At 35.5% G+C, this 20,195-nt stretch carries 24 protein-coding genes and 1 riboswitch; of the genes, 9 read left to right on the top strand and 15 right to left on the bottom strand.

Annotation, left to right across the window (positions count from 1 at the left end):
* The first annotated feature begins 72 nt into the window (after positions 1-72).
* Positions 73-453, top strand: coding sequence for a large conductance mechanosensitive channel protein MscL (gene mscL / locus EG346_RS22390; RefSeq protein WP_073334952.1), 381 nt, complete (start codon positions 73-75; stop codon positions 451-453).
* A 52-nt stretch (positions 454-505) separates the two neighbouring features.
* On the opposite strand, the gene EG346_RS22395 is transcribed toward mscL, so the two are convergent.
* Positions 506-1,465 carry a D-2-hydroxyacid dehydrogenase gene (locus EG346_RS22395; protein ID WP_123881802.1) on the bottom strand — a complete coding sequence of 320 codons (960 nt, stop codon included), beginning with the start codon at positions 1,463-1,465 and terminating at the stop codon, positions 506-508.
* A 100-nt stretch (positions 1,466-1,565) separates the two neighbouring features.
* The gene (locus EG346_RS22400) at positions 1,566-1,970 is read right to left on the bottom strand and encodes an LNS2 domain-containing protein (protein WP_073335081.1); all 405 of its coding nucleotides are present in this window, start codon (positions 1,968-1,970) and stop codon (positions 1,566-1,568) included.
* Positions 1,971-2,520: 550 nt separating this feature from the next.
* Between EG346_RS22400 and idi the strand changes: the two genes are divergently transcribed.
* From idi to gcvT, 3 genes are read left to right on the top strand one after another with little or no spacing between them, the layout of a single operon-like run.
* Positions 2,521-3,036 carry an isopentenyl-diphosphate Delta-isomerase gene (idi, locus tag EG346_RS22405; protein ID WP_123881805.1) on the top strand — a complete coding sequence of 172 codons (516 nt, stop codon included), beginning with the start codon at positions 2,521-2,523 and terminating at the stop codon, positions 3,034-3,036.
* Positions 3,037-3,039: 3 nt separating this feature from the next.
* Entirely contained in the window at positions 3,040-3,510 is a 471-nt protein-coding gene (locus tag EG346_RS22410; protein WP_228426339.1) for a hypothetical protein, read from the top strand.
* A 9-nt stretch (positions 3,511-3,519) separates the two neighbouring features.
* A complete protein-coding gene (gene gcvT, locus EG346_RS22415) occupies positions 3,520-4,596 on the top strand; it encodes a glycine cleavage system aminomethyltransferase GcvT (RefSeq protein WP_123881812.1) in 1,077 nt (358 codons plus the stop codon).
* A gap of 61 nt (positions 4,597-4,657) precedes the next feature.
* Here gcvT and EG346_RS22420 read toward each other — a convergent pair whose 3' ends face one another.
* Positions 4,658-4,846 carry a hypothetical protein gene (locus EG346_RS22420; RefSeq protein WP_123881815.1) on the bottom strand — a complete coding sequence of 63 codons (189 nt, stop codon included), beginning with the start codon at positions 4,844-4,846 and terminating at the stop codon, positions 4,658-4,660.
* Positions 4,847-5,074: 228 nt separating this feature from the next.
* The gene (locus tag EG346_RS22425) at positions 5,075-5,434 is read right to left on the bottom strand and encodes an arsenate reductase family protein (protein WP_123881818.1); all 360 of its coding nucleotides are present in this window, start codon (positions 5,432-5,434) and stop codon (positions 5,075-5,077) included.
* Positions 5,435-5,556: 122 nt separating this feature from the next.
* Here EG346_RS22425 and EG346_RS22430 point away from each other — a divergent pair, with 122 nt between their 5' ends.
* The 4 genes from EG346_RS22430 to EG346_RS22445 all read left to right on the top strand — a co-directional run bounded on the left by EG346_RS22430 (position 5,557) and on the right by EG346_RS22445 (position 9,846).
* Positions 5,557-6,024 carry an acyl-CoA thioesterase gene (locus tag EG346_RS22430; RefSeq protein WP_073334960.1) on the top strand — a complete coding sequence of 156 codons (468 nt, stop codon included), beginning with the start codon at positions 5,557-5,559 and terminating at the stop codon, positions 6,022-6,024.
* A 48-nt stretch (positions 6,025-6,072) separates the two neighbouring features.
* Positions 6,073-6,140: riboswitch (Fluoride riboswitch) on the top strand.
* A 31-nt stretch (positions 6,141-6,171) separates the two neighbouring features.
* Positions 6,172-7,476: a chloride channel protein gene (locus tag EG346_RS22435; protein WP_181876089.1), complete on the top strand. Its 1,305-nt coding sequence runs from the start codon at positions 6,172-6,174 to the stop codon at positions 7,474-7,476.
* 178 nt (positions 7,477-7,654) lie between these two features.
* Entirely contained in the window at positions 7,655-8,533 is an 879-nt protein-coding gene (locus EG346_RS22440) for a LysR substrate-binding domain-containing protein (protein ID WP_123881821.1), read from the top strand.
* A 377-nt stretch (positions 8,534-8,910) separates the two neighbouring features.
* Positions 8,911-9,846, top strand: coding sequence for a YeiH family protein (locus tag EG346_RS22445; protein ID WP_123881825.1), 936 nt, complete (start codon positions 8,911-8,913; stop codon positions 9,844-9,846).
* A gap of 81 nt (positions 9,847-9,927) precedes the next feature.
* On the opposite strand, the gene EG346_RS22450 is transcribed toward EG346_RS22445, so the two are convergent.
* From EG346_RS22450 to EG346_RS22480, 7 genes are all read right to left on the bottom strand, one after another.
* Positions 9,928-10,134, bottom strand: coding sequence for a hypothetical protein (locus EG346_RS22450; RefSeq protein ID WP_073334963.1), 207 nt, complete (start codon positions 10,132-10,134; stop codon positions 9,928-9,930).
* A 320-nt stretch (positions 10,135-10,454) separates the two neighbouring features.
* Positions 10,455-10,640, bottom strand: a complete 186-nt coding sequence (locus EG346_RS22455; RefSeq protein ID WP_123881828.1) for a hypothetical protein — start codon at positions 10,638-10,640, stop codon at positions 10,455-10,457.
* A gap of 145 nt (positions 10,641-10,785) precedes the next feature.
* Positions 10,786-12,027: an MFS transporter gene (locus EG346_RS22460; protein WP_123881831.1), complete on the bottom strand. Its 1,242-nt coding sequence runs from the start codon at positions 12,025-12,027 to the stop codon at positions 10,786-10,788.
* 62 nt (positions 12,028-12,089) lie between these two features.
* Positions 12,090-13,112, bottom strand: coding sequence for a grasp-with-spasm system SPASM domain peptide maturase (gwsS, locus tag EG346_RS22465; protein ID WP_123881834.1), 1,023 nt, complete (start codon positions 13,110-13,112; stop codon positions 12,090-12,092).
* Between the two features lie 203 nt (positions 13,113-13,315).
* Complete coding sequence (gene gwsG / locus EG346_RS22470) at positions 13,316-14,281, bottom strand: grasp-with-spasm system ATP-grasp peptide maturase (protein WP_123881837.1); 966 nt, start codon at positions 14,279-14,281, stop codon at positions 13,316-13,318.
* Between the two features lies 1 nt (position 14,282).
* The gene (locus EG346_RS22475) at positions 14,283-14,864 is read right to left on the bottom strand and encodes a DUF6624 domain-containing protein (protein ID WP_123881840.1); all 582 of its coding nucleotides are present in this window, start codon (positions 14,862-14,864) and stop codon (positions 14,283-14,285) included.
* A gap of 150 nt (positions 14,865-15,014) precedes the next feature.
* Complete coding sequence (locus tag EG346_RS22480; RefSeq protein ID WP_123881843.1) at positions 15,015-15,212, bottom strand: hypothetical protein; 198 nt, start codon at positions 15,210-15,212, stop codon at positions 15,015-15,017.
* 142 nt (positions 15,213-15,354) lie between these two features.
* Between EG346_RS22480 and EG346_RS22485 the strand changes: the two genes are divergently transcribed.
* On the top strand, positions 15,355-15,717 hold the full coding sequence (locus EG346_RS22485) for a helix-turn-helix transcriptional regulator (protein WP_123881846.1): 363 nt from the start codon (positions 15,355-15,357) through the stop codon (positions 15,715-15,717).
* 182 nt (positions 15,718-15,899) lie between these two features.
* Here the strand turns inward: EG346_RS22485 and EG346_RS22490 are convergent, their stop codons facing one another.
* From EG346_RS22490 to rny, 4 genes are all read right to left on the bottom strand, one after another.
* Positions 15,900-17,102, bottom strand: coding sequence for an IS256 family transposase (locus EG346_RS22490; protein ID WP_123878212.1), 1,203 nt, complete (start codon positions 17,100-17,102; stop codon positions 15,900-15,902).
* Positions 17,103-17,211: 109 nt separating this feature from the next.
* Positions 17,212-18,039: an IS3 family transposase gene (locus EG346_RS22495; RefSeq protein ID WP_262706580.1), complete on the bottom strand. Its 828-nt coding sequence runs from the start codon at positions 18,037-18,039 to the stop codon at positions 17,212-17,214.
* 23 nt (positions 18,040-18,062) lie between these two features.
* Positions 18,063-18,497, bottom strand: coding sequence for a hypothetical protein (locus EG346_RS25225; protein ID WP_228426343.1), 435 nt, complete (start codon positions 18,495-18,497; stop codon positions 18,063-18,065).
* Between the two features lie 105 nt (positions 18,498-18,602).
* On the bottom strand, positions 18,603-20,171 hold the full coding sequence (rny, locus tag EG346_RS22500) for a ribonuclease Y (RefSeq protein ID WP_123881849.1): 1,569 nt from the start codon (positions 20,169-20,171) through the stop codon (positions 18,603-18,605).
* Positions 20,172-20,195 lie beyond the last annotated feature (24 nt).

The following is a 20,195-nucleotide window of genomic DNA, read 5'->3' on the forward strand; positions in this document are numbered from 1 at the left end:
TCTAAAAAGTAACGTTTTTTACATTTTTTAATTATATTTTTGTGTGTATACTAATTAAAAAAAATATAAATTATGGGATTTGTTAATGAATTTAAAGCCTTTGCTTTTAAGGGTAATGTACTTGATCTGGCTGTCGGTGTCATTATCGGTGGGGCTTTTGGAAAAATTGTTTCCTCATTGGTAGAAGATGTCATCACTCCACTTTTGCTGAATCCGGCATTGAAAGCAGCAGGTGCAGAAAACATTTCAAAACTTTCATGGAATGGAGTCACTTACGGTAATTTCCTTTCTGCTTTGATCAGTTTTCTGTGTATCGCTTTGGTCCTTTTCTGGATTATTAAAGGAGCCAATAAAATCATTAAAAAAGATGAGGCAGCTCCGGCAGGACCTACTGCAGATCAACAGTTGCTGACTGAAATCAGAGATCTTCTAAAAAGCAAAAATAATATATAACACAAAAGCACCTCAAATTGAGGTGCTTCATTATTTTTATCCGTTTCAGTGATTACTGAATCTGTAAAATACTTGAAATCTGTTCTGCCAGAGAAAGTCCGATTCTGTCCTGAGCTTCTAAAGTAGAGGCTCCTGTGTGAGGAGTCAGAGAGATCTTTGAATGGTTCAATATAGCTTTGGAAGGTGTAGGCTCATTGACGAAAACATCTAATCCTGCAAATTTTACTTTGCCTGAATCCAATGCTTCGATCAAGGCAGACTCATCGATAACTCCACCTCTTGAACAATTCACTACGGCAACACCGTCTTTCATGATGTCAAATTCATTTTTTCCGATCATATATCCTTCTTTCTGAGCCGGAACGTGCAGGGTAATAAAATCTGAATGTTTCAAAACTTCCTGAAGCGGTTCAGTTTCAATATCCACATTGATGAACTGGTTATTATAGAATTTTACTTTGATGCTTGCCTTTCCCACATTATTATCTGCAGCAACCACTCTCATTCCCAATCCCAGAGCAATTCTGGCAACCTCCTGTCCTATTCTTCCCATTCCAACAATACCAATGGTTTTTCCTCTTAGTTCGATACCTGCAGTATAGGCCTTTTTAAGACCTGCGAATTCTGTATCTCCTACCAACGGCATTTTTCTGTTGGAATCCTGAAGAAATCTTGCTCCTGAAAATAAATGGGCAAAAACAAGTTCAGCAACTGATTCTGAAGAAGCTGAGGGTGTATTGATCACATGAATTCCTTTTTCTCTTGCATAGTCCACGTCAATATTATCCATTCCTACACCACCACGTCCAATAATCCCAAGCGAAGGGCATCCGTCAATAATATCTTTTCTTACCTGCGTGGCACTTCTTACCAAGAGGGTGCGGATCTTATGCTCATTAATGTAATCTACCAAAAACTCCTGCGGAACTTTTGCAGTGATCACTTCAAACCCTTTCTCAGTCAGGGCATCAATTCCAGATTGATCCAGACCGTCATTTGCTAAAACTTTCATAAATACAATTGATATTAAAAAGTGAAAAGATTTAAAAATTAAAGAATTTTCAGTGCGTACACTTTCATTGTTCAATTTTTAAATCTTCGTATATGTTTTCTTAATCTTCTTTGAAAACTTCAATGGTTACCTGCTTTTCTACAAGGTCTGTAAATCTGCCTTTGTACCTTGTAGCTCTCACCAAGTGGTTGTCTATCCAGTGATAGTTACCTCCTCTAGGTTTTCCGCAGAGTACGCTGTGGTATTTGAAGCCGTGCTTATCCAGCCAGTCGATCGTAATCTGTTTCAGGTTTTCTGTTCTGGATGTGAAGAAACAGATCTGATGCCCTTCGTCATACCATTTGTTGACTGTTTCAAGTGCATCCGGGTAAGGCTCACAGGTGACCATTCTTTCTGGCTCTTCGTTCGGAACGTCCTCTGTAATGGTACCGTCGATGTCTATTAAGTAATTTTTCACCCCGTCCTTAAGAATCGGACTTATATGCTCTTTATATTCTAACTCCATCATTAAAATTTGAATGGCAAAGTTACAATTTTTAGATTGAACCTCCATATCAAATTTAGTTTATATTAAAAATACGCTATAAAAAATACTGTTTAACGAATAAAATCAACAATACTTTATCATTAATGCAGATATGGTTAATTTTATTCCGTTTTATATGTTAATTCTAATGTTATCTGTTTAACAAAAAATGAAGGCTTTAAGATGATGTTTTTAAAATTGATCTCCCAAGCTGATCCTACTGTTTTCTTTGAAATCTCTGAAAAAGCATTTTGGGGTAACATCATCTGCTGTAAGAAAGGAGAAAATTTCAGTTATGCAAACAGGTAAGGAAGTCTAAGGCTTGAAAAAATAGGCTACGAGCCCCTAAGGGTCAAAGTTATACAATTTTATTGTTTTTTAATCAACGATCACAGCACAATACTCTACCTTCAGGCTTTCGTCTTTCTGCTTACGACGGCTCTATCTGTTTTTTGTACCGTGATTGCATATCCTATGATGTTTATCCAAAAATTTTCAAAATACATTTATTAGGCTTACATTTGTAGAAATGGAAGAATTTGTAGTTTTAGTAAATCCTGAAGATGACGTTTTGGGCCTTATGGAAAAGCAGCAGGCTCATATCAACGGTCTTCTGCACCGTGCATTTTCTGTATTTTTGTTCAACAGCAAAGGTGAGATGCTTCTTCAGAAAAGAGCATCAGGAAAATACCATTCCCCCAATCAATGGACCAATGCTGTATGCTCTCACCCAAAAGATGGGGAAACTTATCTTGAAGGTGCTCAACGCAGGCTTCGTGAAGAACTGGGAATTCAATCTGAACTTTCGGAAAAATTCTATTTTATCTATAAAGCAGATGTAGGAGGCGGTCTTTGGGAGCACGAACTCGACCACGTATTTGTAGGGCACTATGAAGATGAATCTGATTTCAATCTGAATAAGGAAGAAGTGGAAGAAGTTCGATTTATTTCCATGCAGGATCTTGATCAGGAAATTGCTGAAAATCCAGGAAATTTTACGGAGTGGTTCAAAATTATCCTTGAAGAATATAAACACCATTTTTAATTGATGAAAAAAATACTGCTTGTATCCGCTTTTTTATCGGCAAGTTTATTTTTTGCCCAAAAAGCAAAAATATATGACAGTCCCGGCTACTCTATTCAGGTTCCGGAAGGATGGAGATCTACCAATGACAGTGAGATTGTCAATATTTTCCCTGCCAACGAGGTGGGAGCCATTACCATTTCTGAATACCATGGTCTGGAACTTCCGAAAGCAGACATGAAAAAATTTATCCTTGCCCTTTACCAGTCCCAGGAACCTGAGAATAAAATAAAGGAAAGCAAAGGTAAAAAAGGCTACACAGAATATTTCTACGAGTATTTTGATGAAAAAGAAAAACTGTTCTGGATCACCAGGGCATTTCAGAAAGACAAAGATCTGTATCTTGTCTCCATCAACTGTGGCCAAAAGTTCTGGAACGGAAATTATATGAACCTATTTAACGAAACTTTCAACAGCTTTAAAATAAAGAAATAAAAATTAAATATGAAGAAAACAGCCTTATACGATAAACACGTTTCTTTGGGCGCTAAAATCGTACCTTTTGCAGGTTTTGAAATGCCTGTACAGTATTCTGGTGTAACGGAAGAGCATTTTGCAGTAAGAGAGAAAGCAGGATTGTTTGATGTGTCACACATGGGACAGTTTTTTATTGAAGGACCGGGATCTAAAGATCTTTTACAGTTTGTTACGACAAACAATGTAGATGCTCTGGAAAACGGAAAAGCTCAATATTCTTGCCTTCCTAATGAGAACGGAGGAATTGTGGATGACCTTATTGTTTACAAAATGGAAGATGATAAATATTTCGTTGTGGTCAATGCATCCAATATCGAAAAAGACTGGAATCATATTTCAAAATATAACACTTTCGGAGCTCAAATGACGAATGCGTCTGATGAAATGTCATTATTGGCAATCCAGGGACCAAGAGCTACGGAAATCCTTCAGAAGCTTACAGAAACCAATCTTTCTGAGATTCCTTACTATCATTTTGCATTGGGAAGCGTTGCCGGTGTCAATAATGTGATTATTTCAAACACAGGCTACACCGGAAGCGGTGGATTTGAGATCTACTTCAACAATGAGAATGCTGAACAGCTTTGGGATGCGATTATCAATGCAGGTGAAGCGGAAGGAATTGTTCCTGCCGGACTTGCTGCAAGAGATACTTTAAGACTGGAAAAAGGATTCTGTCTATACGGAAACGATATCGATGATACGACCTCTCCTATTGAAGCCGGATTGGGATGGATCACGAAATTTGATAAAGATTTTGTTTCGAAAGATACTTTCGCGAAGCAAAAAGAGGAAGGCATTACGAGAAAGCTGGTAGGTTTTGAGCTTCAGGATAAAGGGGTTCCAAGACATGATTATCCGGTAGTAGATGCAGAAGGAAATGTGATTGGAAAAGTAACTTCTGGAACACAGTCTCCAATGAAAAAGATCGGTTTAGGTCTGGCTTATGTAGACCAACCTCACTTCAAACTGGGTTCTGAAATCTTTATTCAGGTAAGAAACAAGAACATTCCAGCAAAAGTAGTGAAAGCTCCTTTCATATAATCGTTCAAAAAAGATATACAAATAAAATAGGCTGTAAAAAATTACAGCCTATTTTTTGTGGTTAATAACAAATACAGCATACAGATCTGTCCGGATTGCAGGCATCCCCTATTCCAGGTCTGTTGGAAATAACTCCGCCTCCGGGTCCACAAAGTGTGAAGCAATTGACAACCGGAACTTTACCTGCTCCCATAATTTCTTTTAATGCTGATCTTTTAAGATTCTTTGTTTTTAAAAAGTCTTTTTTCATGATATTATTTTTTGGTTATTATAAAGATAAGTATTTAATAATGAATCTTTTAAAATAAATCACAAAATATTGATAAAAAAAATCAAGAAGATTATTTAAAAGAAGAAATGCTTCAACTCTGCTCTGTATGGCGTTATCCTAAATACAGTGAATAATAGAAATGTCATGCTGAGCGGAGCCGAAGCATTGTTAAACTTATAGTTGTCTACATTCAGTCTACACGATAAATCACAATTCTTCTACTCCAAAGAATTCTCTTAAAGCCTCCACATTATTTTTATCATTTCCTATAAATATTTCTTTGTCGGTAATAAAAACCGGACGTTTCAGAAAAGTGTAATGATCCAGTAAAAGGTCTTTAAAGTCTTTCTCCTGAAGGGTTTTTACATCCAAACCTCTTAATTTGATCTGTGTTGATTTCTTACTGAACAAAGCTTCGTATGACTTTGTTTTTTTATACATTGCTTCCAGTTCCTCACTCGTAACCGGTTCTTTTTTAATCTCACGAAGTTCCCAGTCTTTAAGATCAAATTGAGATAAAATTTTTCTGCAGGTATCACATGTATTAAGATAAAATACTTTCTTCATTGTTATTTTTTAAATCTGTTGTTCGTTAAATTTTCTTCTTCATTGAAGTTTGGTCTTTCAAAAGTAGGATTTAATCCAAAATTCCGGAAATAATTAAATAACTTTATTAAAATTTTATAAAGATGCAGAACAAGCCTATTACTTTTCAGTTTATTTCGGAGCCTTCAGACGTGAATTATGGAGGAAATGTACATGGAGGAAGCGTCATGAAATGGATCGACCAGGCAGGTTATGCATGTGCCACCACATGGAGCGGAAATTACTCTGTCACTGTTTATGTGGGTGGAATCCGCTTTTATGAACCGATCAAGATCGGGGAAGTTGTACGGGTAGATGCGCAGGTGATCTACACCGGAAAATCAAGCATGCATATTTCGATCAATGTTTTTTCAAGAAATCTGAAGCAACCTACTTTCGACAAAAAGACCCATTGCATCATTGTTTTTGTAGCGGTAGATGAAAATGGCAAAAAACTACCGGTCCCTGTATGGGTCCCTGAGACTGAAGAGGAAAAACAACAGGAACGGTACGCAAAACGTCTGATGGACTTAAGAACGCAGATTGAGGATGAAATGAAACCGTTTTTATAAAACTGGAATACTTTTTCGTTTAAAATTCATAAAGAATAATTATATTTGCGATACAAAGGAAATGGTGCTCTTCCTTACCCAACCGCTTTACAGAAGCTGATGACGCCTGATTAAGAGATTATTAACCAATAACTGATCAGGATTATTATGTCAAAAAAACAATGGACACTTCGCAGAAAAACAACTTTTCACACTAAGATATTCTTTAGAAAGTACCCTGCTCTGCCCTATATTTTAAAATGGTTGTGCATCAGCATAATCATTGGTGGTTTGGTAGGAACGGCTTCTGCCGGATTTCTACAGTCTCTGGAATGGGCCACTCAGTTCAGGGAAAGTCATATCTGGCTGATTGCCTTGCTCCCTGTTGCCGGGTTTTTTATTGGTCTTTTGTATTATTACTACGGAAAAGATGTAGAGGCAGGAAACAATGTACTGATTGAGAGTATTCATGACCCGAAAGAGATCATTCCCTTAAAAATGGCGCCCTTTGTTTATCTGGGTACGATGATTACGCATTTCTTTGGAGGTTCTGCAGGACGTGAGGGAACCGCACTTCAGATGGCGGGAGCTATTGCAGATCAGCTTAGCAAACCACTGCAACTTGACAAGAATGAAAGAAGAATTCTACTCATTGCCGCCATTGCAGCAGGTTTTGGATCTATTTTCGGGACACCTTTGGCGGGTGCTGTTTTCGGACTGGAGGTTTTTCTGATCGGAAGAATACGGTATAATGCTATTTTTCCGGCATTTGCCTCGGCAATTTTTGCAGATTTGGTCACCAGCCTTTGGAAGGTTAAACATACCCACTACTCTATCGATTTTGTTCCCAAAATAGAATTTCTGCCAGTTTTATACAGTATTCTGGCCGGAATTGCTTTCGGGATCTGTGCGGCAGGTTTCAGTAGAATCATTCACTGGACAGGTTCTGTCTTTAAATCTAAAATCAAATATCCTCCATTCCGTCCTGTAGTGGGTGGAATTATCGTTGCTCTGGCAGTTTTTGCGATGGGAACTACAAGATATATCGGATTGGGAATTCCGGTGATTGTAGAATCTTTTGAAAAGCAGCTTCCGTTGTATGATTTCGCTCTAAAAATGATTTTTACCATCGTTACCCTTTCTGCAGGATTCAAAGGTGGTGAAGTAACTCCTTTATTTTTTATTGGAGCGACTCTTGGGAGTGCTTTATCGCTCATTATTCCATTACCATTCGGACTGCTCGCCGGAATGGGTTTTGTAGCCGTTTTTGCCGGAGCTACCAATACTCCGCTGGCCTGTTTGCTGATGGGAATAGAATTATTCGGAGCTGAATCCGGGGTGTATATCGCGATTGCCTGCGTAGTTTCGTATTTACTTTCCGGCCATACCAGTATTTACACGAAACAAAAGATAGGAGAAGCTAAAAACAGAAGATTTGAACGTGACCGGGACAGCTCTATTTCGGATCTGTGAGGGTCTGAGGGCTATAAAGTCTGAGAAGTTGAGAAACAAAGCGCTCTAGATTAATGAAATTTTAGGATGTTATTTTTACCCTAAACTCCACTCCACTAAATTTACCGATCCTCTACTCTCAAATTCTAAAACACGTCCCGTATAATTTCATTAAGTTTGTTCATCATAAGTTATTTCCATGTTTGACTACAGATTAAAAGTTTTCCATAGGGCTGCATCGAGACTGAGTTTTACCAAAGCTTCTGAGGAACTGCATATTTCACAGCCGGCCGTAACCAAACACATCAAAGAAATTGAAAGTCAACTTAGTACAAAATTGTTTGACCGAAAAGGCACTTCTGTTCAGCTTACCCAGAGCGGACGGGTTCTATATGAATATGCAGAAAAGATCCGTCATCTCTACCGGGATCTGGAATTTGAGATCAGCCAGATCAATGAACAGCATAAGGGGAAACTGATCATTGGAGCCAGTACCAGTGTCGCCCAATATGTTTTACCTGAGATACTGGCCAAATTCAATAGCTATTATAAAGATATTAAGATCGAACTGATCACCCACAATACAGAAATTATTTCCGAATTGCTCAAGGAAGGAAAGATCGACCTTGGAATTATTGAGGGAGAATCACAGTCTTCGTTTTTTGACTATAAAATTTTCAAAGCTGATGAAATCGTTCTTGCAGCCAAGGCTGATCATCCACTAGCTCATAAAACATTAAGTTTAAAAGATCTCTATGGTTTACACCTGATCTTCCGTGAACAAGGCTCGGGAACTCTGGAATTCATCCAAAACCGTTTAAAGGAAAAAGGAATCAATATTGCAGAACTGAATACGGTCATGCAGCTGGGAAGCAGTGAAAGCATTAAAAATTATCTCCTACATTCAGATTGTATGGCTTTTTTGTCGATCAGTACCATTTTGAATGAATTAAAAAACAATACCCTTACCATTGTAGATATCAAAAACTTCAGTATTGAAAGAGATTTTCATTTTATTCTTCCAAAGGGAGAACAATCGGAGATGATTAAGCTTTTTCTGAGATTTGTGAGGAGTTAGAGATGAGTTTGCAGATCGCAGGTTGAGATTCTGTCTTTTGATCGGGAATTTAGAAAGGATTGATGTACATCGTGAATTTTGCTTCGCAAGTGAATCGTGAATTTTTGAGAGTGGAGAAAAAAGAGTAAAGAGTGAAAAATGAAGAGTGAAGATACTACTGAACTATTTACAGCTTTTTACCGAAAGAAAGTATTATTTTCTACTAGCAACTGGCCAATCCAAACTTATCTACTCTAAAACTTTAGAAACTCAAATTCTCCTATGATAAAACAGCAACTTACAGGTCTTAAACCATAACTAAAAGTTATCCATCATAATAAAATACGATATACTTCGTAATACTATTTTTCGGAATTTTGGAGTCTAAAATTGATTATATGACAGGCTTTCTCCAAAATGAAACGATACGGAAAACTATTTTTATAATACTTGCGCTGGTATGTCTTACTTCATTCATTTCTTCTCCGGTTGCCCTGATTATGGGCTTTGGCCTGGCTGTTTTGATAGGCAACCCTTTTGAAAAAAATCTTCACCAATATATCCACCTGCTGCTGCAGATTTCAATTGTAGGGCTGGGTTTCGGACTTAAGCTGAACGAAGCGTTAACGGCAGGAAAAACGGGCTTCTTTTTAACGGTTGCCAGTATACTGATCGTCATGGTTCTGGGTACGATTTTAGGGAAAATATTTAAGCTAGAGAATAAATTAGCTTATCTGATCTCTGCAGGAACAGCGATCTGCGGAGGAAGTGCTATAGCCGCCATCTCTCCCATTATAAAACCGACTACAAAGGAAATTTCACTGGGACTTGCTATTATTTTTACCTTAAATTCCATTGCGCTGTTTATTTATCCAGCGATCGGACATGTTCTTCATTTGTCTCAGGAGCAGTTTGGGCTTTGGTGTGCGGTAGGCATTCATGATACGAGTTCTGTAGTAGGTGCTGCCGGAAAATACGGAAATGAAGCGCTAAAGATAGCGACAACGGTAAAACTGGCCCGTGCTTTATGGATCATTCCGGTTTCTGTGATCACGATGTTTATTTTTAAAAATAAGGAATCGAAAATCAAAATTCCTTGGTTTATAGGATGGTTTATTCTCGCTATTCTTGTCAATACTTATTGCCCTGTTTTTGATGATCTGAGCAATTATGTGACTGGTTTGGCAAAATCCGGACTCCATCTTACTTTATTTTTTATAGGATCTACACTGTCGGTTCAGACTTTAAAAACGATAGGTGTTAAACCTCTGGCTGTTGCTGTTATTTTATGGATTACGATCAGCGTAGGAAGTCTTATTTATATCATCAGTTAAATGACAAAAACCTTTTGGAAGGTCCAAAAGGCTTTTGCGTATTAAATGTGGAAATGTTTATTCTTCTGACTGAAATAGTTCTTAAACTGCTGACTGATTGCAAGTATACACTTGTGGGCAAGCAATGTACTGTGCACAGTACCATGGTCCTGTAACGGAACCTGAGCAACTACATCCGCAAAGAGACAAATTAGGATTTTCGATTGTCCCGGAAGTATTTAAACCTCCTCCTGAGATGTTTTTAAGATCAGCTTTTTTTAGTTTTTTAGCATTTTTCATAATGTTCATGTGTTATAGTTTTGAGATTAAACAATAGCGTTTAGTTACCTTCCAAAGTTAAACAAATATTAATTATTCGCAACATAATTAATTAAAATTTTAATAATAGTCCTGTTTCATTGCTTTTATTGCAGCATAACGCAATAGATGAACATCGTATTTCTTAAACAGTTTTATTACCTGGTATTTTTTAACTGCTATGTAACCCAGCGTTGGGGAGGATGACAACAGATCTCTTGAAAGAGGCTGTGAAGTGTTTCCGGGACTTTCAAGTTTTAATTTAAAAAAAACCTTTCAATGACTCGAAAGGTTTTACTTAAATGTTTTCGCTAACAGGTTATTACCTGCAGACATTTTTTGTATTTTACACAATATGACGGGCCCGTCACTGCTCCTGTACAGCTACAGCCACATTTTGAAAGATCCGGAGTGGTTACTCCTGAGATTCCCCCAACAATGTTTTTAAGGTCTTCTTTCTTTAACTTTTTTGCTCTTTTTAAAATTTCCTGTGACATGATGTTTTGATTTTAATTAAACAATAGAATCAGATTCCTTTACTTTCAAAAGTAAACAATTACTAATTATTCAAAGCACAATAAAATGTTAATTTATTCATTTACTTATACTTAAAAAGATATCTACTCCTATCAAACCGTTGTATTACTCAGTAAATTCAAGATCTTTGTCATGCGTTTCCGAAATGGTGAGCGATGAATAAAAAGCGAGCCCAAACACCACAATACCTACAATGGCTGCACTGATGATGACCGTAAAATTATTTTTCAAAAGATCAAAGGCCAGAATCATCACGGGTACAAGACCTCTTACCATATTGGGAACTGTAGTGGTTGCTGTATTTCTGATATTGGTTCCGAACTGTTCGGCAGCCAGCGTCACAAACATGGCCCAATAGCCTGTTCCTAAGCCGAGCCAGACACAGAACATATAGTATTTTGTTTCAGTATCGGTATTTCCGAAAAGCATAATAGCGACTCCCACAATGGTAAACAGCAACATATAAAAAATTGCCATTTTACGGGATTTCAGTGCGTGAGAAATAAAACCACTCATAAGGTCGCCAACAGAAATACCTATATAAGCCCACATAATAGCTTTTCCCGGGTTGATATCCTTTATTCCCAATTCAGGAGCAAATTGATTGGCTAAAACAGCCAGAATCCCTATACAATACCATGTAGGCAATCCGACTGCGATACATTTGAGATACCGGACCAGACGTTCTTTATTGGTAAAAAAGGAAAGAAAATTTCCTTTGGAAACATTTTTATGGACTATATTTTTATAAATACCTGATTCGGATACGCTTATTCTGAGCAGGAGAAGCATCACCCCCATAATTCCTCCGATGATATAGGAAATATTCCATCCGCCAGCCAATTCAACAGTCAATTGGGCTACAACAGCACCCATAAGCCCAAAACCAGCTACTACGGAAGTTCCTATCGCCCTCAGACTCTTTGGCAGACTTTCAGAAACCAGCGTAATTCCTGCTCCCAGTTCTCCGGCCAGTCCTATTCCGGCAATAAACCTTAAACCCGCATATTGATAGACCAGATTCTCTTTTGGGAAATAAGGCAGAAATCCACAGGCTATATTAGCCAGGGAATAGACCAGAATGGAACCGAAAAGTACGGACAGTCTCCCTTTTTTGTCTCCAAAGATTCCCCAAAATATTCCTCCGATGAGAAGACCTACCATCTGACAGTTCAGAATAAAGGTTCCGTCTGCATCAGGATTCAGGCCCAAGGCCTTCAAACTGGGAATTCTTACGATACCGAATAAAAGCAGATCATAGATATCTACAAAATAGCCGAGGGCTGAAATGATAACGGGGATTGAAAAGATGTACTTCAGTTTTGAAGACAAAGACAGTTCCTTCATTTTTAAGTTTTGATAAAAATAAAAAACCTTTCAATTTCTTGAAAGGTTTTTATAGAATATCTTTATTCTGTTTTCCATTTATTAGTATATGGATCGAATGGACATTGATTTAATTTTCTCCATGAAGAGCCATTAAATTCAATATCTGAATTGTCAAAGCAGATATAGCGGAATTGACAGTCTTTGCAAATATCTATACTATCATTGTTAATAAACCATTTCCTAGTAAAATCAGAATCTTCAATCAATTGTGTAATGCTTTTATCTTTAAAATTCCCAAAAGTATTTTTATGTGTTGAAAAATTTTTAAAATTCCCGTCGTTGTCTATACAAATCTTCATATTTAAAGCAACATTATGATGTTGAGATTCAGTAAAAAATTCCATATTAATAATAAAATTTTCCTTTCTTATAGAATCTAAGGTTGAACTATTAATAATCTTTGATGTGAAAATTAATTTTTTATTTTTAAAATATTTTAAATTTTTATAAAGGTCTTTAGTTAAATTTTCATCTGCAACACTATGAATTATAAATGTGGTAATTCTATTTTCAATATCATCTAGATATTTTAATAATTTCTTTTCAAATAATATTTCAGGTAGAAAAATTTCAACATTCCTAATCCTTGATTTTAGTGTTGCATCAATTATGTTAGAGAATATGCTATTAACATTTGAATTATTTATTCTTATTTGAATAGTAGAACAGGCTAAGGAACTTAATTCTTCAATTGCAGAATTATAGTCATATTTACAGCCTTCGTGAATTTCTAAGATTGCACTATTAACTCTTAACGGAGAATACCATTCTAAATTTAATTCTGGGAAACTTTCAACATTATCTAAGAAAAAACCGTAATCTATATCATTCAAAAAATTAAAATAATGATCTATACCTTCGTCTAAATCATTATTGTAAAAATTTTTTGTTTCGCTTACTGTACTAGTGCGAGTTTTTTTTAGAACTTCAAGTAATAGGTTCGGAACATTGATATGTTCATTATTCTGTAAATCAACAATTATACTTTCTTCAATCCCCTTTACTGGAATGCAATTTGAGTATAAATTAAAAAATCTATTCATTAGAGAATTAGTATTGGCTTATAATTATAAAAAATATCAAATGTTTTAGTCTGGTGAAAGTCACTGTGTGCTGAGTAATGCAAATTAAATCGTTTTACTTCTTCTTTTGTATAATAAACATTCCTAATTAAATGATAATTAATCGGGAGATATTTATAACTTCCAGATACAAAAAGTGTTACAAATTCTTTTTTTTTCATTATTTATTGTATTAAGTATTCAGCGATCTTTTTATGTAGATGATAATTACAGGCACCGGTAACAAAACCAAACTGACCAACGGGATTAACTTCTAAAAAAACATATCTATCTTTTGTTTTTACAATATCTATGGAACCACAATTTAAATTTAGTTTTTGCATTAACATTCGAATTTGATCTTCTAAAACGGAAGGGAGCCTGTAAGTAACACGCCTGTTCATGCTATCTCTATTATATCTTCTAAAATCTACACTAGTTTGTTTATTTTTTTGAGAAAACATGGCCATTGAAAATATTTCTCCATCTAAATAAAAGCTTCTAATTTCGTATTCTTTCTCTAATTTCTCCTGAAAGTGCCCTATAAAGAAATAATCAGGTAGATTATTAATAAAACTTAGTTCTATTTTTTCAGTGTAAGTTGCATAGGTAGAATGTGTCTCATATATATCGCACAGCAACATATCATGCATTTTAGAGATGATTTCACTATTACACTCGTTAAAAAAATCTACTAATTTGGATTTACTATTTGTCAAAATAGATTTAGGGATGTCTATACCTATATTTTTTGCAATTTTTAAAACCTGAAATTTATTAACTTCATATTTCATAGGGCCTCCCAACATATTCTTTGCTTTGTATGTGTTTGCCAAATCATGAGCGTTAATATTTTCAATTTCTTTATTGGCAGAATACAATAATAATGTTTCTAATTTTTTGTTATCAATTTTTTCTGTAATTAAATCTTGAGGGATGGTTCTTATGGGAAGCGGTCTTCTTCCAGGGCGTCTATACCAAATAGCTTTTACATCAATACTCTCACTTATATCAACAAAATATTCCTCACTTTTTGGCATTTGAAAAAAATCAGTATTAATTCTTTTTATTTCACCATTATATAGAAAGGAAAGCCAGTCCATTACAATATTTGTGGTAATATCATTGTCTTCAGTATAAATAATTATCATTTTACAATCTGCTGTTTTTTTTGTACTCTACATTGTTTGAGGAATCTATCATTCTAATATACTTTTCAATAGGATATAGACCCATAGACTTTCTTCTGGTATTCACATTTACAGAATCAATAAGATTTTCTATAAAAGCAGTTCCATTTTTTTTCATTGAATATTGTGTTCCATAGATCTGTTTTCTATTATTTAACAATTCAACTCTATCAATCAGATAGGCCGCTTGTTCTTTTTCAGCATCCCCTTTTTTTGCTGCTTCTTTTAATATAGGTAGATATTTTTCCATTGTTGATAGTTGATCAGCATGTTGAATAACTGCAAATAGAGCAAGATTTGCATCATTTCCAATTTTATCTTTTCCTAACCATCCCAAGCTGTCGATAATCTTTGTTACGATTTTAATATTCTTCCTATCTATTGGGTTTTGTTTAGTCTCATCATAGTTTGCTTGTCTAAACTTTTGGTCATCTGCTAAGACTTTTTCTAAAGTTTTTCTTACTTCAAGGTAAGGCTCTTTTTTTTTGCAAGAGAAAAGAAGAAGAGGAAGGATTAATAATAGATAATTATGTTTTAAACGCATTTTTTGTAATAGTATTAAGGGTTCAATGGGACAAGATTTCCACTTCATTAGATAATCAGGATTAAACAACGAAATTTAGAAAGTACTAAAAATAAAAAAGGATAAAAAAAATCTATCCTTTTTTAATGAATTATACAATTCTAGTTATTTCTATAAAGTACCGTTATAATAATCATCTGAAGGAGTTGTATTATTATCGTGATTACCATCAGATGTTAAACCAGTTTGAACATCTGACCTACCAGTACGTATAAGCTTTCCACCATTAATACTGTCAAGCTTAGTTCTCTCAATTCTTGAATTTTGGAACTTAATCATCAAAGCATCTTTTTTTTGAGAATTTTTCATAATAATTTTTTTTAATTGTTTTGTGTCTTATTGACATAACAAATATATCAAGCACTGTTGAAATAAGCTCAAGGTTTTTATGTGAATTTTATGTGAATTTCAGCCCATAAAATAATATATTTGTAAAACAAAAAACATGATTATGATAAAAAATAAGTTGATAAAGGTCCGTAAAGAAAAATATACTCAAGAAAACATGGCTAAAATATTGCATATGACACAATCTCAATATCAAAGAAGGGAAAAAGGAGAAATTAAAATCTCAGATGAAGAATGGGAACGTATGGCGAAAGCATTGGATACAACGGTAGAAGATATTAAAGAGGATGATGTACCTCAAAGTATTATTAATAATTATGATAATAGTTCAGGAAGCTATTATCCCCACATAAATAACAATTATAATATTCCAGAATTTTTATTAAAAAATATGGAAGAATATATTGATCATCTAAAAAAGCAAGTAGAAGAACTAAAAGAAGAAATTAAAAGTCTAAAATCTTAAAATTTTTGCGATAAATTTCAGATTTATAAAGCTTGCTGTATAATTTAGAATAACATCTAAGTGACTAGTCCTGAAAATCTGATACAGATTAAAGGACAAAAATAATAATTAAACCAGAGCAAATTTGTTTTTGCTTGACACTATCCCACAAAGTGTGTAAGTTAAAAAGTTAGGCTTGGATTTTATAATCTGAGCCTTTTTTCAAAAATAAGGATAAATTGATTGAGAACAATGCCCCAATTTTGGATAGGCATCGTCCATTTTTTAGTAGCTTCTTTTAATGCCAGATACACTGATTTCATTACGGCATCATCGGTAGGAAAAGACATTTTGTTTTTGGTGTATTTTCGGATTTTTCCGTTTAGATTTTCAATTAAATTAGTTGTATAAATGATTTTTCGGATCTCTAAAGGAAAATCAAAAAATACAGTAAGTTCATCCCAATTGTTTCTCCAGGATTGGATAGCATAAGAATATTTACTTTCCCATTTATCTGCAAAATCATTGAGTGCTTGTTCAGCTGCTTGTTTTGTTGGAGCGGTGTAAATATGCTTCATATCGGCAGAGAATTCTTTTCTGTCCTTCCATACCACATATTTGCAGGCATTTCTGATCTGATGCACAACACAAATCTGGGTTTGAGATTCGGGAAAGACAGAGCGGATCGTCTGGGTAAATCCGTTTAAATTATCGGTGGCGGTGATGAGAATATCCTCCACACCACGGGCTTTTAAATCTGTGAGAACACTCATCCAGAATGCTGAGCTTTCATTTTTTCCAAGCCACATTCCCAATACTTCCTTTCTCCCGTCACGGCTTAATCCAACAGCCAGATAAACTGTTTTATTAATGACTTTGGAGTTTTCCCTTACTTTGAAAACAATCCCATCCATCCAGACAATGAGATACAAATCTTCAAGCGGGCGGTTCTGCCAACTTACTGCTTCACTTGCAACCGCATTGGTTATTCGTGATATGGTAGAAGTAGAAACCTCAAAATCATACATTTCACGGATTTGTTCCTCAATGTCTGATACGCTCATTCCTTTGGCATAGAATGAGATGATGATGTTTTCTAAACCATCGATAATGTTGTGCCTTTTGGGAACTAATGCGGGCTCAAAACTACCTTCTCTATCTCTGGGAACCTTAATCTCGGATTCCCCAAAAGACGATTTTATCTTTTTGGTTCCATGACCGTTTCGATAATTTCCATTAGTTGTTTTACCATGCTTTTCGTTATCCAGATGACTGTCCAGCTCTGCATCCAACATATGCTCCACGGCTTTTTTGTGCAGTTCTTTGAAGAAGGATGTTAAATCTTCCCCATTCTTAAAGGATTTGTAGAAATCCTTGTTGTTTAATAAATCTTCTTTGTCAATCATAACTATGTAATGTTAAAAATAATAAAAAGTTATTTCCGTAAAATTTTTTGAGCTCTAAGGGCTCAAAATTTTCCAGAATAACTTTTCAACTTACACAGTTAGTGAGACACTACCTTTTGCTTTGGTTTTTGTTTTTATAAGTTTTCATTTTGATTTTCTTTTGTTGATGCATTTGATTTGGGGTTAAATAATGATTCGAAAAATGAGGTCGTAATTCATTATAAATTCCAATAGCTTCATTTACTATTTTTCTTCTGAGCGAAGTTTCAATATCATATTTATCGATATCAAATTCTTGTTTTAAAATACCATTCACTCTCTCTGCGACAGCATTTTCATAAGGATCGGAATTCTGCGTCATACTGCATTTTAATTGATATTTTTTCAAAATCCTTTGATACTCATTTGAGCAATATTGTAAGCCTCTATCAGAATGATGAATCAGTGGTTCTTTTTCAATGTTATTGTTTTTTAATGCCTTTCTCAATGCTACGAGACTGCTTTCTGTATTAAGGTTGTCTGCAACATAATATCCAACGATTTTCTTTGAATAGGCATCGGTTATCAAACTTAAATAACTCGGCTTTTTTCTGTTCCCGATATAAGTAATATCTGCCACCCAAACCTGGTTGGATTTGTTTATACTATAATCCAGAATCAGGTTTTTATGCTTTCTGAATCGATGATGAGAATTCGTTGTGATATGATAGCTCCTCTTGGGTATTATGAGCAAATGATTGGCTCTCAAAATATCAAAAAACTTATCCCTGCCTATTTTCAGGGATCTTAAAGTTCCCTTTAATAGAAAATACAGCTTCCTGCCTCCTAATTTTGGCATTTTTACGCGAATATCTTCTACGAGTTTTATCACTTTTGAAGCTTTGGTTTGTGAGTTTTCATACCGCTTGATACTTCTGTAATAGACTTGTCTATCCAATCCGAACAATTCGCAGGTAAAGATTAAGGTTTCTTTCTCTTCACTGCGGAAGCTGGTGATTGTCCGGGTGATAAGTTTTTTCTGATATCAATATCATATTCTTTCTCAGCAAGATTAATCATCATATCGAAAAATATCACCTTTTTATCCGCGATATAAGCCTGTTTCTCTAAAAATGCTTTCTGCTTTTCCAGCAGTTTAACTTCAGCTTCCAATTCCATAATACGCTGTTCAGGAGTCTTTTTCATGGTAAATGAATTTTGATTTTCCCAATCAAAGTTACCATATTTTCTAAGCCAACTAACAATCGTAGAGCGTGCTTGTATACCGTATTTTTTCCGACAGTCGGTAATTCCTGATTTTCCCGCTTCTATTTCTCTTACTATTTGAAGCTTCAAACTCAAATTGTAATCTCGCTGCGTACGCTTGACGTACTGGGTTTCTAAATGTTCTTCCATAACGATGCTTTTTTTGTGTATCGATATTTCAGGACTAGACAAAGTATATAAAAAAAAACCTTTCAATTTCTTGAAAGGTTTTTATACAATATCTTTATTCTGTTATTATCTTGCAATATTCACAGCTCTTGTTTCTCTGATAACCGTTACTTTTACCTGTCCCGGATACGTCAGTTCATTCTGTATTTTTTCAGAAATGTCATAAGATAGCTGGTTGGCTACTTCATCATTTACCTTTCCACTTTCTACCATTACTCTAAGTTCTCTACCTGCCTGAATCGCATAAGCGCTTGATACGCCATCGAAACTTAATGCTGCAGCTTCAAGATCCTTCAGTCTCTGGATATAGGATTCAAGTACCTGTCTTCTTGCTCCCGGTCTTGCTCCTGAGATCGCATCGGCAACCTGGATGATCGGTGATAATAATGACTTCATTTCAATTTCGTCGTGGTGAGCTCCGATTGCATTCACAACTTCTGCGTTTTCACCATATTTTTCAGCCCACTGCATTCCCAGTAAAGCGTGAGGAAGTTCAGATTCCTGCTCAGGCACTTTACCGATATCGTGTAACAGACCTGCTCTTTTCGCTAATTTTACGTTTAATCCTAATTCAGCAGCCATTGTTGCAGCAATATTCGCTACTTCTCTTGAGTGCTGTAATAGGTTTTGTCCGTAAGAAGAACGGTACTTCATTCTTCCGACAATCTTGATCAGTTCCGGGTGTAATCCGTGGATTCCTAAATCAATGATCGTTCTTTTACCTACTTCAATGATTTCTTCTTCGATTTGCTTTTTTGTTTTTTCTACAACTTCTTCGATTCTTGCCGGGTGGATTCTTCCGTCCGTTACCAATCTGTGAAGGGATAGTCTTGCAATTTCTCTTCTTACCGGATCGAAACATGAAAGAAGAATAGCTTCAGGAGTATCATCAACGATAATTTCCACACCTGTCATCGCTTCTAACGCACGGATATTTCTACCTTCTCTACCGATGATTCTTCCTTTTACTTCGTCAGATTCAATGTTGAAAACAGATACTGAATTTTCGATAGCCTGTTCTGTCCCGATTCTCTGGATGGTCTGAACAACGATTTTTCTGGCTTCGTTCTTAGCATTCAACTGGGCTTCTTCCATAATACTCTGCACGTGTGCCTGAGCTCTTGTTTTAGCTTCTGCTTTCATGGTTTCTACCAATTCTGCTTTAGCTTCTTCTGCAGTGTAATTAGCGATTTTTTCCAAAATCTCCACTTTTTTAGTGGTAGCCACTTCCAGTTCCTGCTGCTTTCTGTCTAAGATTTCATTTTTCTTAGCGTAATCTGCAATCTGTTTGTCAAGATCCTTTTCAAGTTTTCCGGTCTTGCTAAGCTCATCGTTAAGCTTGTGTTCTTTATCTTTGGTTCTTTTTTCGATCTCCTGCATTTTTCTCTCACGGGATTGAATATCTGCATCATGCTGAGATTTCAGCTCCAAAAATTTTTCTTTGGCTTGTAGGTTCTTTTCTTTCTTTATGGATTCAGCTTGAACATTCGCTTTTTCTATAAGGTTTTCGGCATTTTTCTTTGCATCATCTACAATAAATTTTGCCTTAGTATTGAGTGAGCTCTTAGAGAAAAGTATCCCTATTACCGCCCCTACAACTAAGCAAATAACGCCGACTATAATGGCTGTTGTCATAATATATATTGAGTTTTAATTGTC

This window comes from Chryseobacterium carnipullorum (assembly GCF_003815695.1).
In the GTDB taxonomy this organism is placed as follows: Bacteria; Bacteroidota; Bacteroidia; order Flavobacteriales; family Weeksellaceae; genus Chryseobacterium; species Chryseobacterium carnipullorum.

Bases quoted from the DNA above. Each gene is read 5' to 3' on its own strand.
- EG346_RS22420 (WP_123881815.1), bottom strand. From the start codon at position 4,846: ATGAAAAAAGACTTTTTAAAAACAAAGAATCTTAAAAGATCAGCATTA.
- EG346_RS22455 (WP_123881828.1), bottom strand. From the start codon at position 10,640: ATGTCACAGGAAATTTTAAAAAGAGCAAAAAAGTTAAAGAAAGAAGAC.
- EG346_RS22410 (WP_228426339.1), top strand. From the start codon at position 3,040: ATGAAAAAAATACTGCTTGTATCCGCTTTTTTATCGGCAAGTTTATTT.
- EG346_RS22490 (WP_123878212.1), bottom strand. From the start codon at position 17,102: ATGATTGACAAAGAAGATTTATTAAACAACAAGGATTTCTACAAATCC.
- EG346_RS22425 (WP_123881818.1), bottom strand. From the start codon at position 5,434: ATGAAGAAAGTATTTTATCTTAATACATGTGATACCTGCAGAAAAATT.
- EG346_RS22435 (WP_181876089.1), top strand. From the start codon at position 6,172: ATGTCAAAAAAACAATGGACACTTCGCAGAAAAACAACTTTTCACACT.
- rny (WP_123881849.1), bottom strand. From the start codon at position 20,171: ATGACAACAGCCATTATAGTCGGCGTTATTTGCTTAGTTGTAGGGGCG.
- idi (WP_123881805.1), top strand. From the start codon at position 2,521: ATGGAAGAATTTGTAGTTTTAGTAAATCCTGAAGATGACGTTTTGGGC.
- EG346_RS22450 (WP_073334963.1), bottom strand. From the start codon at position 10,134: ATGAACATTATGAAAAATGCTAAAAAACTAAAAAAAGCTGATCTTAAA.
- EG346_RS22485 (WP_123881846.1), top strand. From the start codon at position 15,355: ATGATAAAAAATAAGTTGATAAAGGTCCGTAAAGAAAAATATACTCAA.
- EG346_RS22395 (WP_123881802.1), bottom strand. From the start codon at position 1,465: ATGAAAGTTTTAGCAAATGACGGTCTGGATCAATCTGGAATTGATGCC.
- EG346_RS22460 (WP_123881831.1), bottom strand. From the start codon at position 12,027: ATGAAGGAACTGTCTTTGTCTTCAAAACTGAAGTACATCTTTTCAATC.
- EG346_RS22445 (WP_123881825.1), top strand. From the start codon at position 8,911: ATGACAGGCTTTCTCCAAAATGAAACGATACGGAAAACTATTTTTATA.
- gwsS (WP_123881834.1), bottom strand. From the start codon at position 13,112: ATGAATAGATTTTTTAATTTATACTCAAATTGCATTCCAGTAAAGGGG.
- EG346_RS22430 (WP_073334960.1), top strand. From the start codon at position 5,557: ATGCAGAACAAGCCTATTACTTTTCAGTTTATTTCGGAGCCTTCAGAC.
- mscL (WP_073334952.1), top strand. From the start codon at position 73: ATGGGATTTGTTAATGAATTTAAAGCCTTTGCTTTTAAGGGTAATGTA.
- EG346_RS22440 (WP_123881821.1), top strand. From the start codon at position 7,655: ATGTTTGACTACAGATTAAAAGTTTTCCATAGGGCTGCATCGAGACTG.
- gwsG (WP_123881837.1), bottom strand. From the start codon at position 14,281: ATGATAATTATTTATACTGAAGACAATGATATTACCACAAATATTGTA.
- EG346_RS22400 (WP_073335081.1), bottom strand. From the start codon at position 1,970: ATGGAGTTAGAATATAAAGAGCATATAAGTCCGATTCTTAAGGACGGG.
- EG346_RS25225 (WP_228426343.1), bottom strand. From the start codon at position 18,497: ATGGAAGAACATTTAGAAACCCAGTACGTCAAGCGTACGCAGCGAGAT.
- EG346_RS22480 (WP_123881843.1), bottom strand. From the start codon at position 15,212: ATGAAAAATTCTCAAAAAAAAGATGCTTTGATGATTAAGTTCCAAAAT.
- EG346_RS22475 (WP_123881840.1), bottom strand. From the start codon at position 14,864: ATGCGTTTAAAACATAATTATCTATTATTAATCCTTCCTCTTCTTCTT.
- gcvT (WP_123881812.1), top strand. From the start codon at position 3,520: ATGAAGAAAACAGCCTTATACGATAAACACGTTTCTTTGGGCGCTAAA.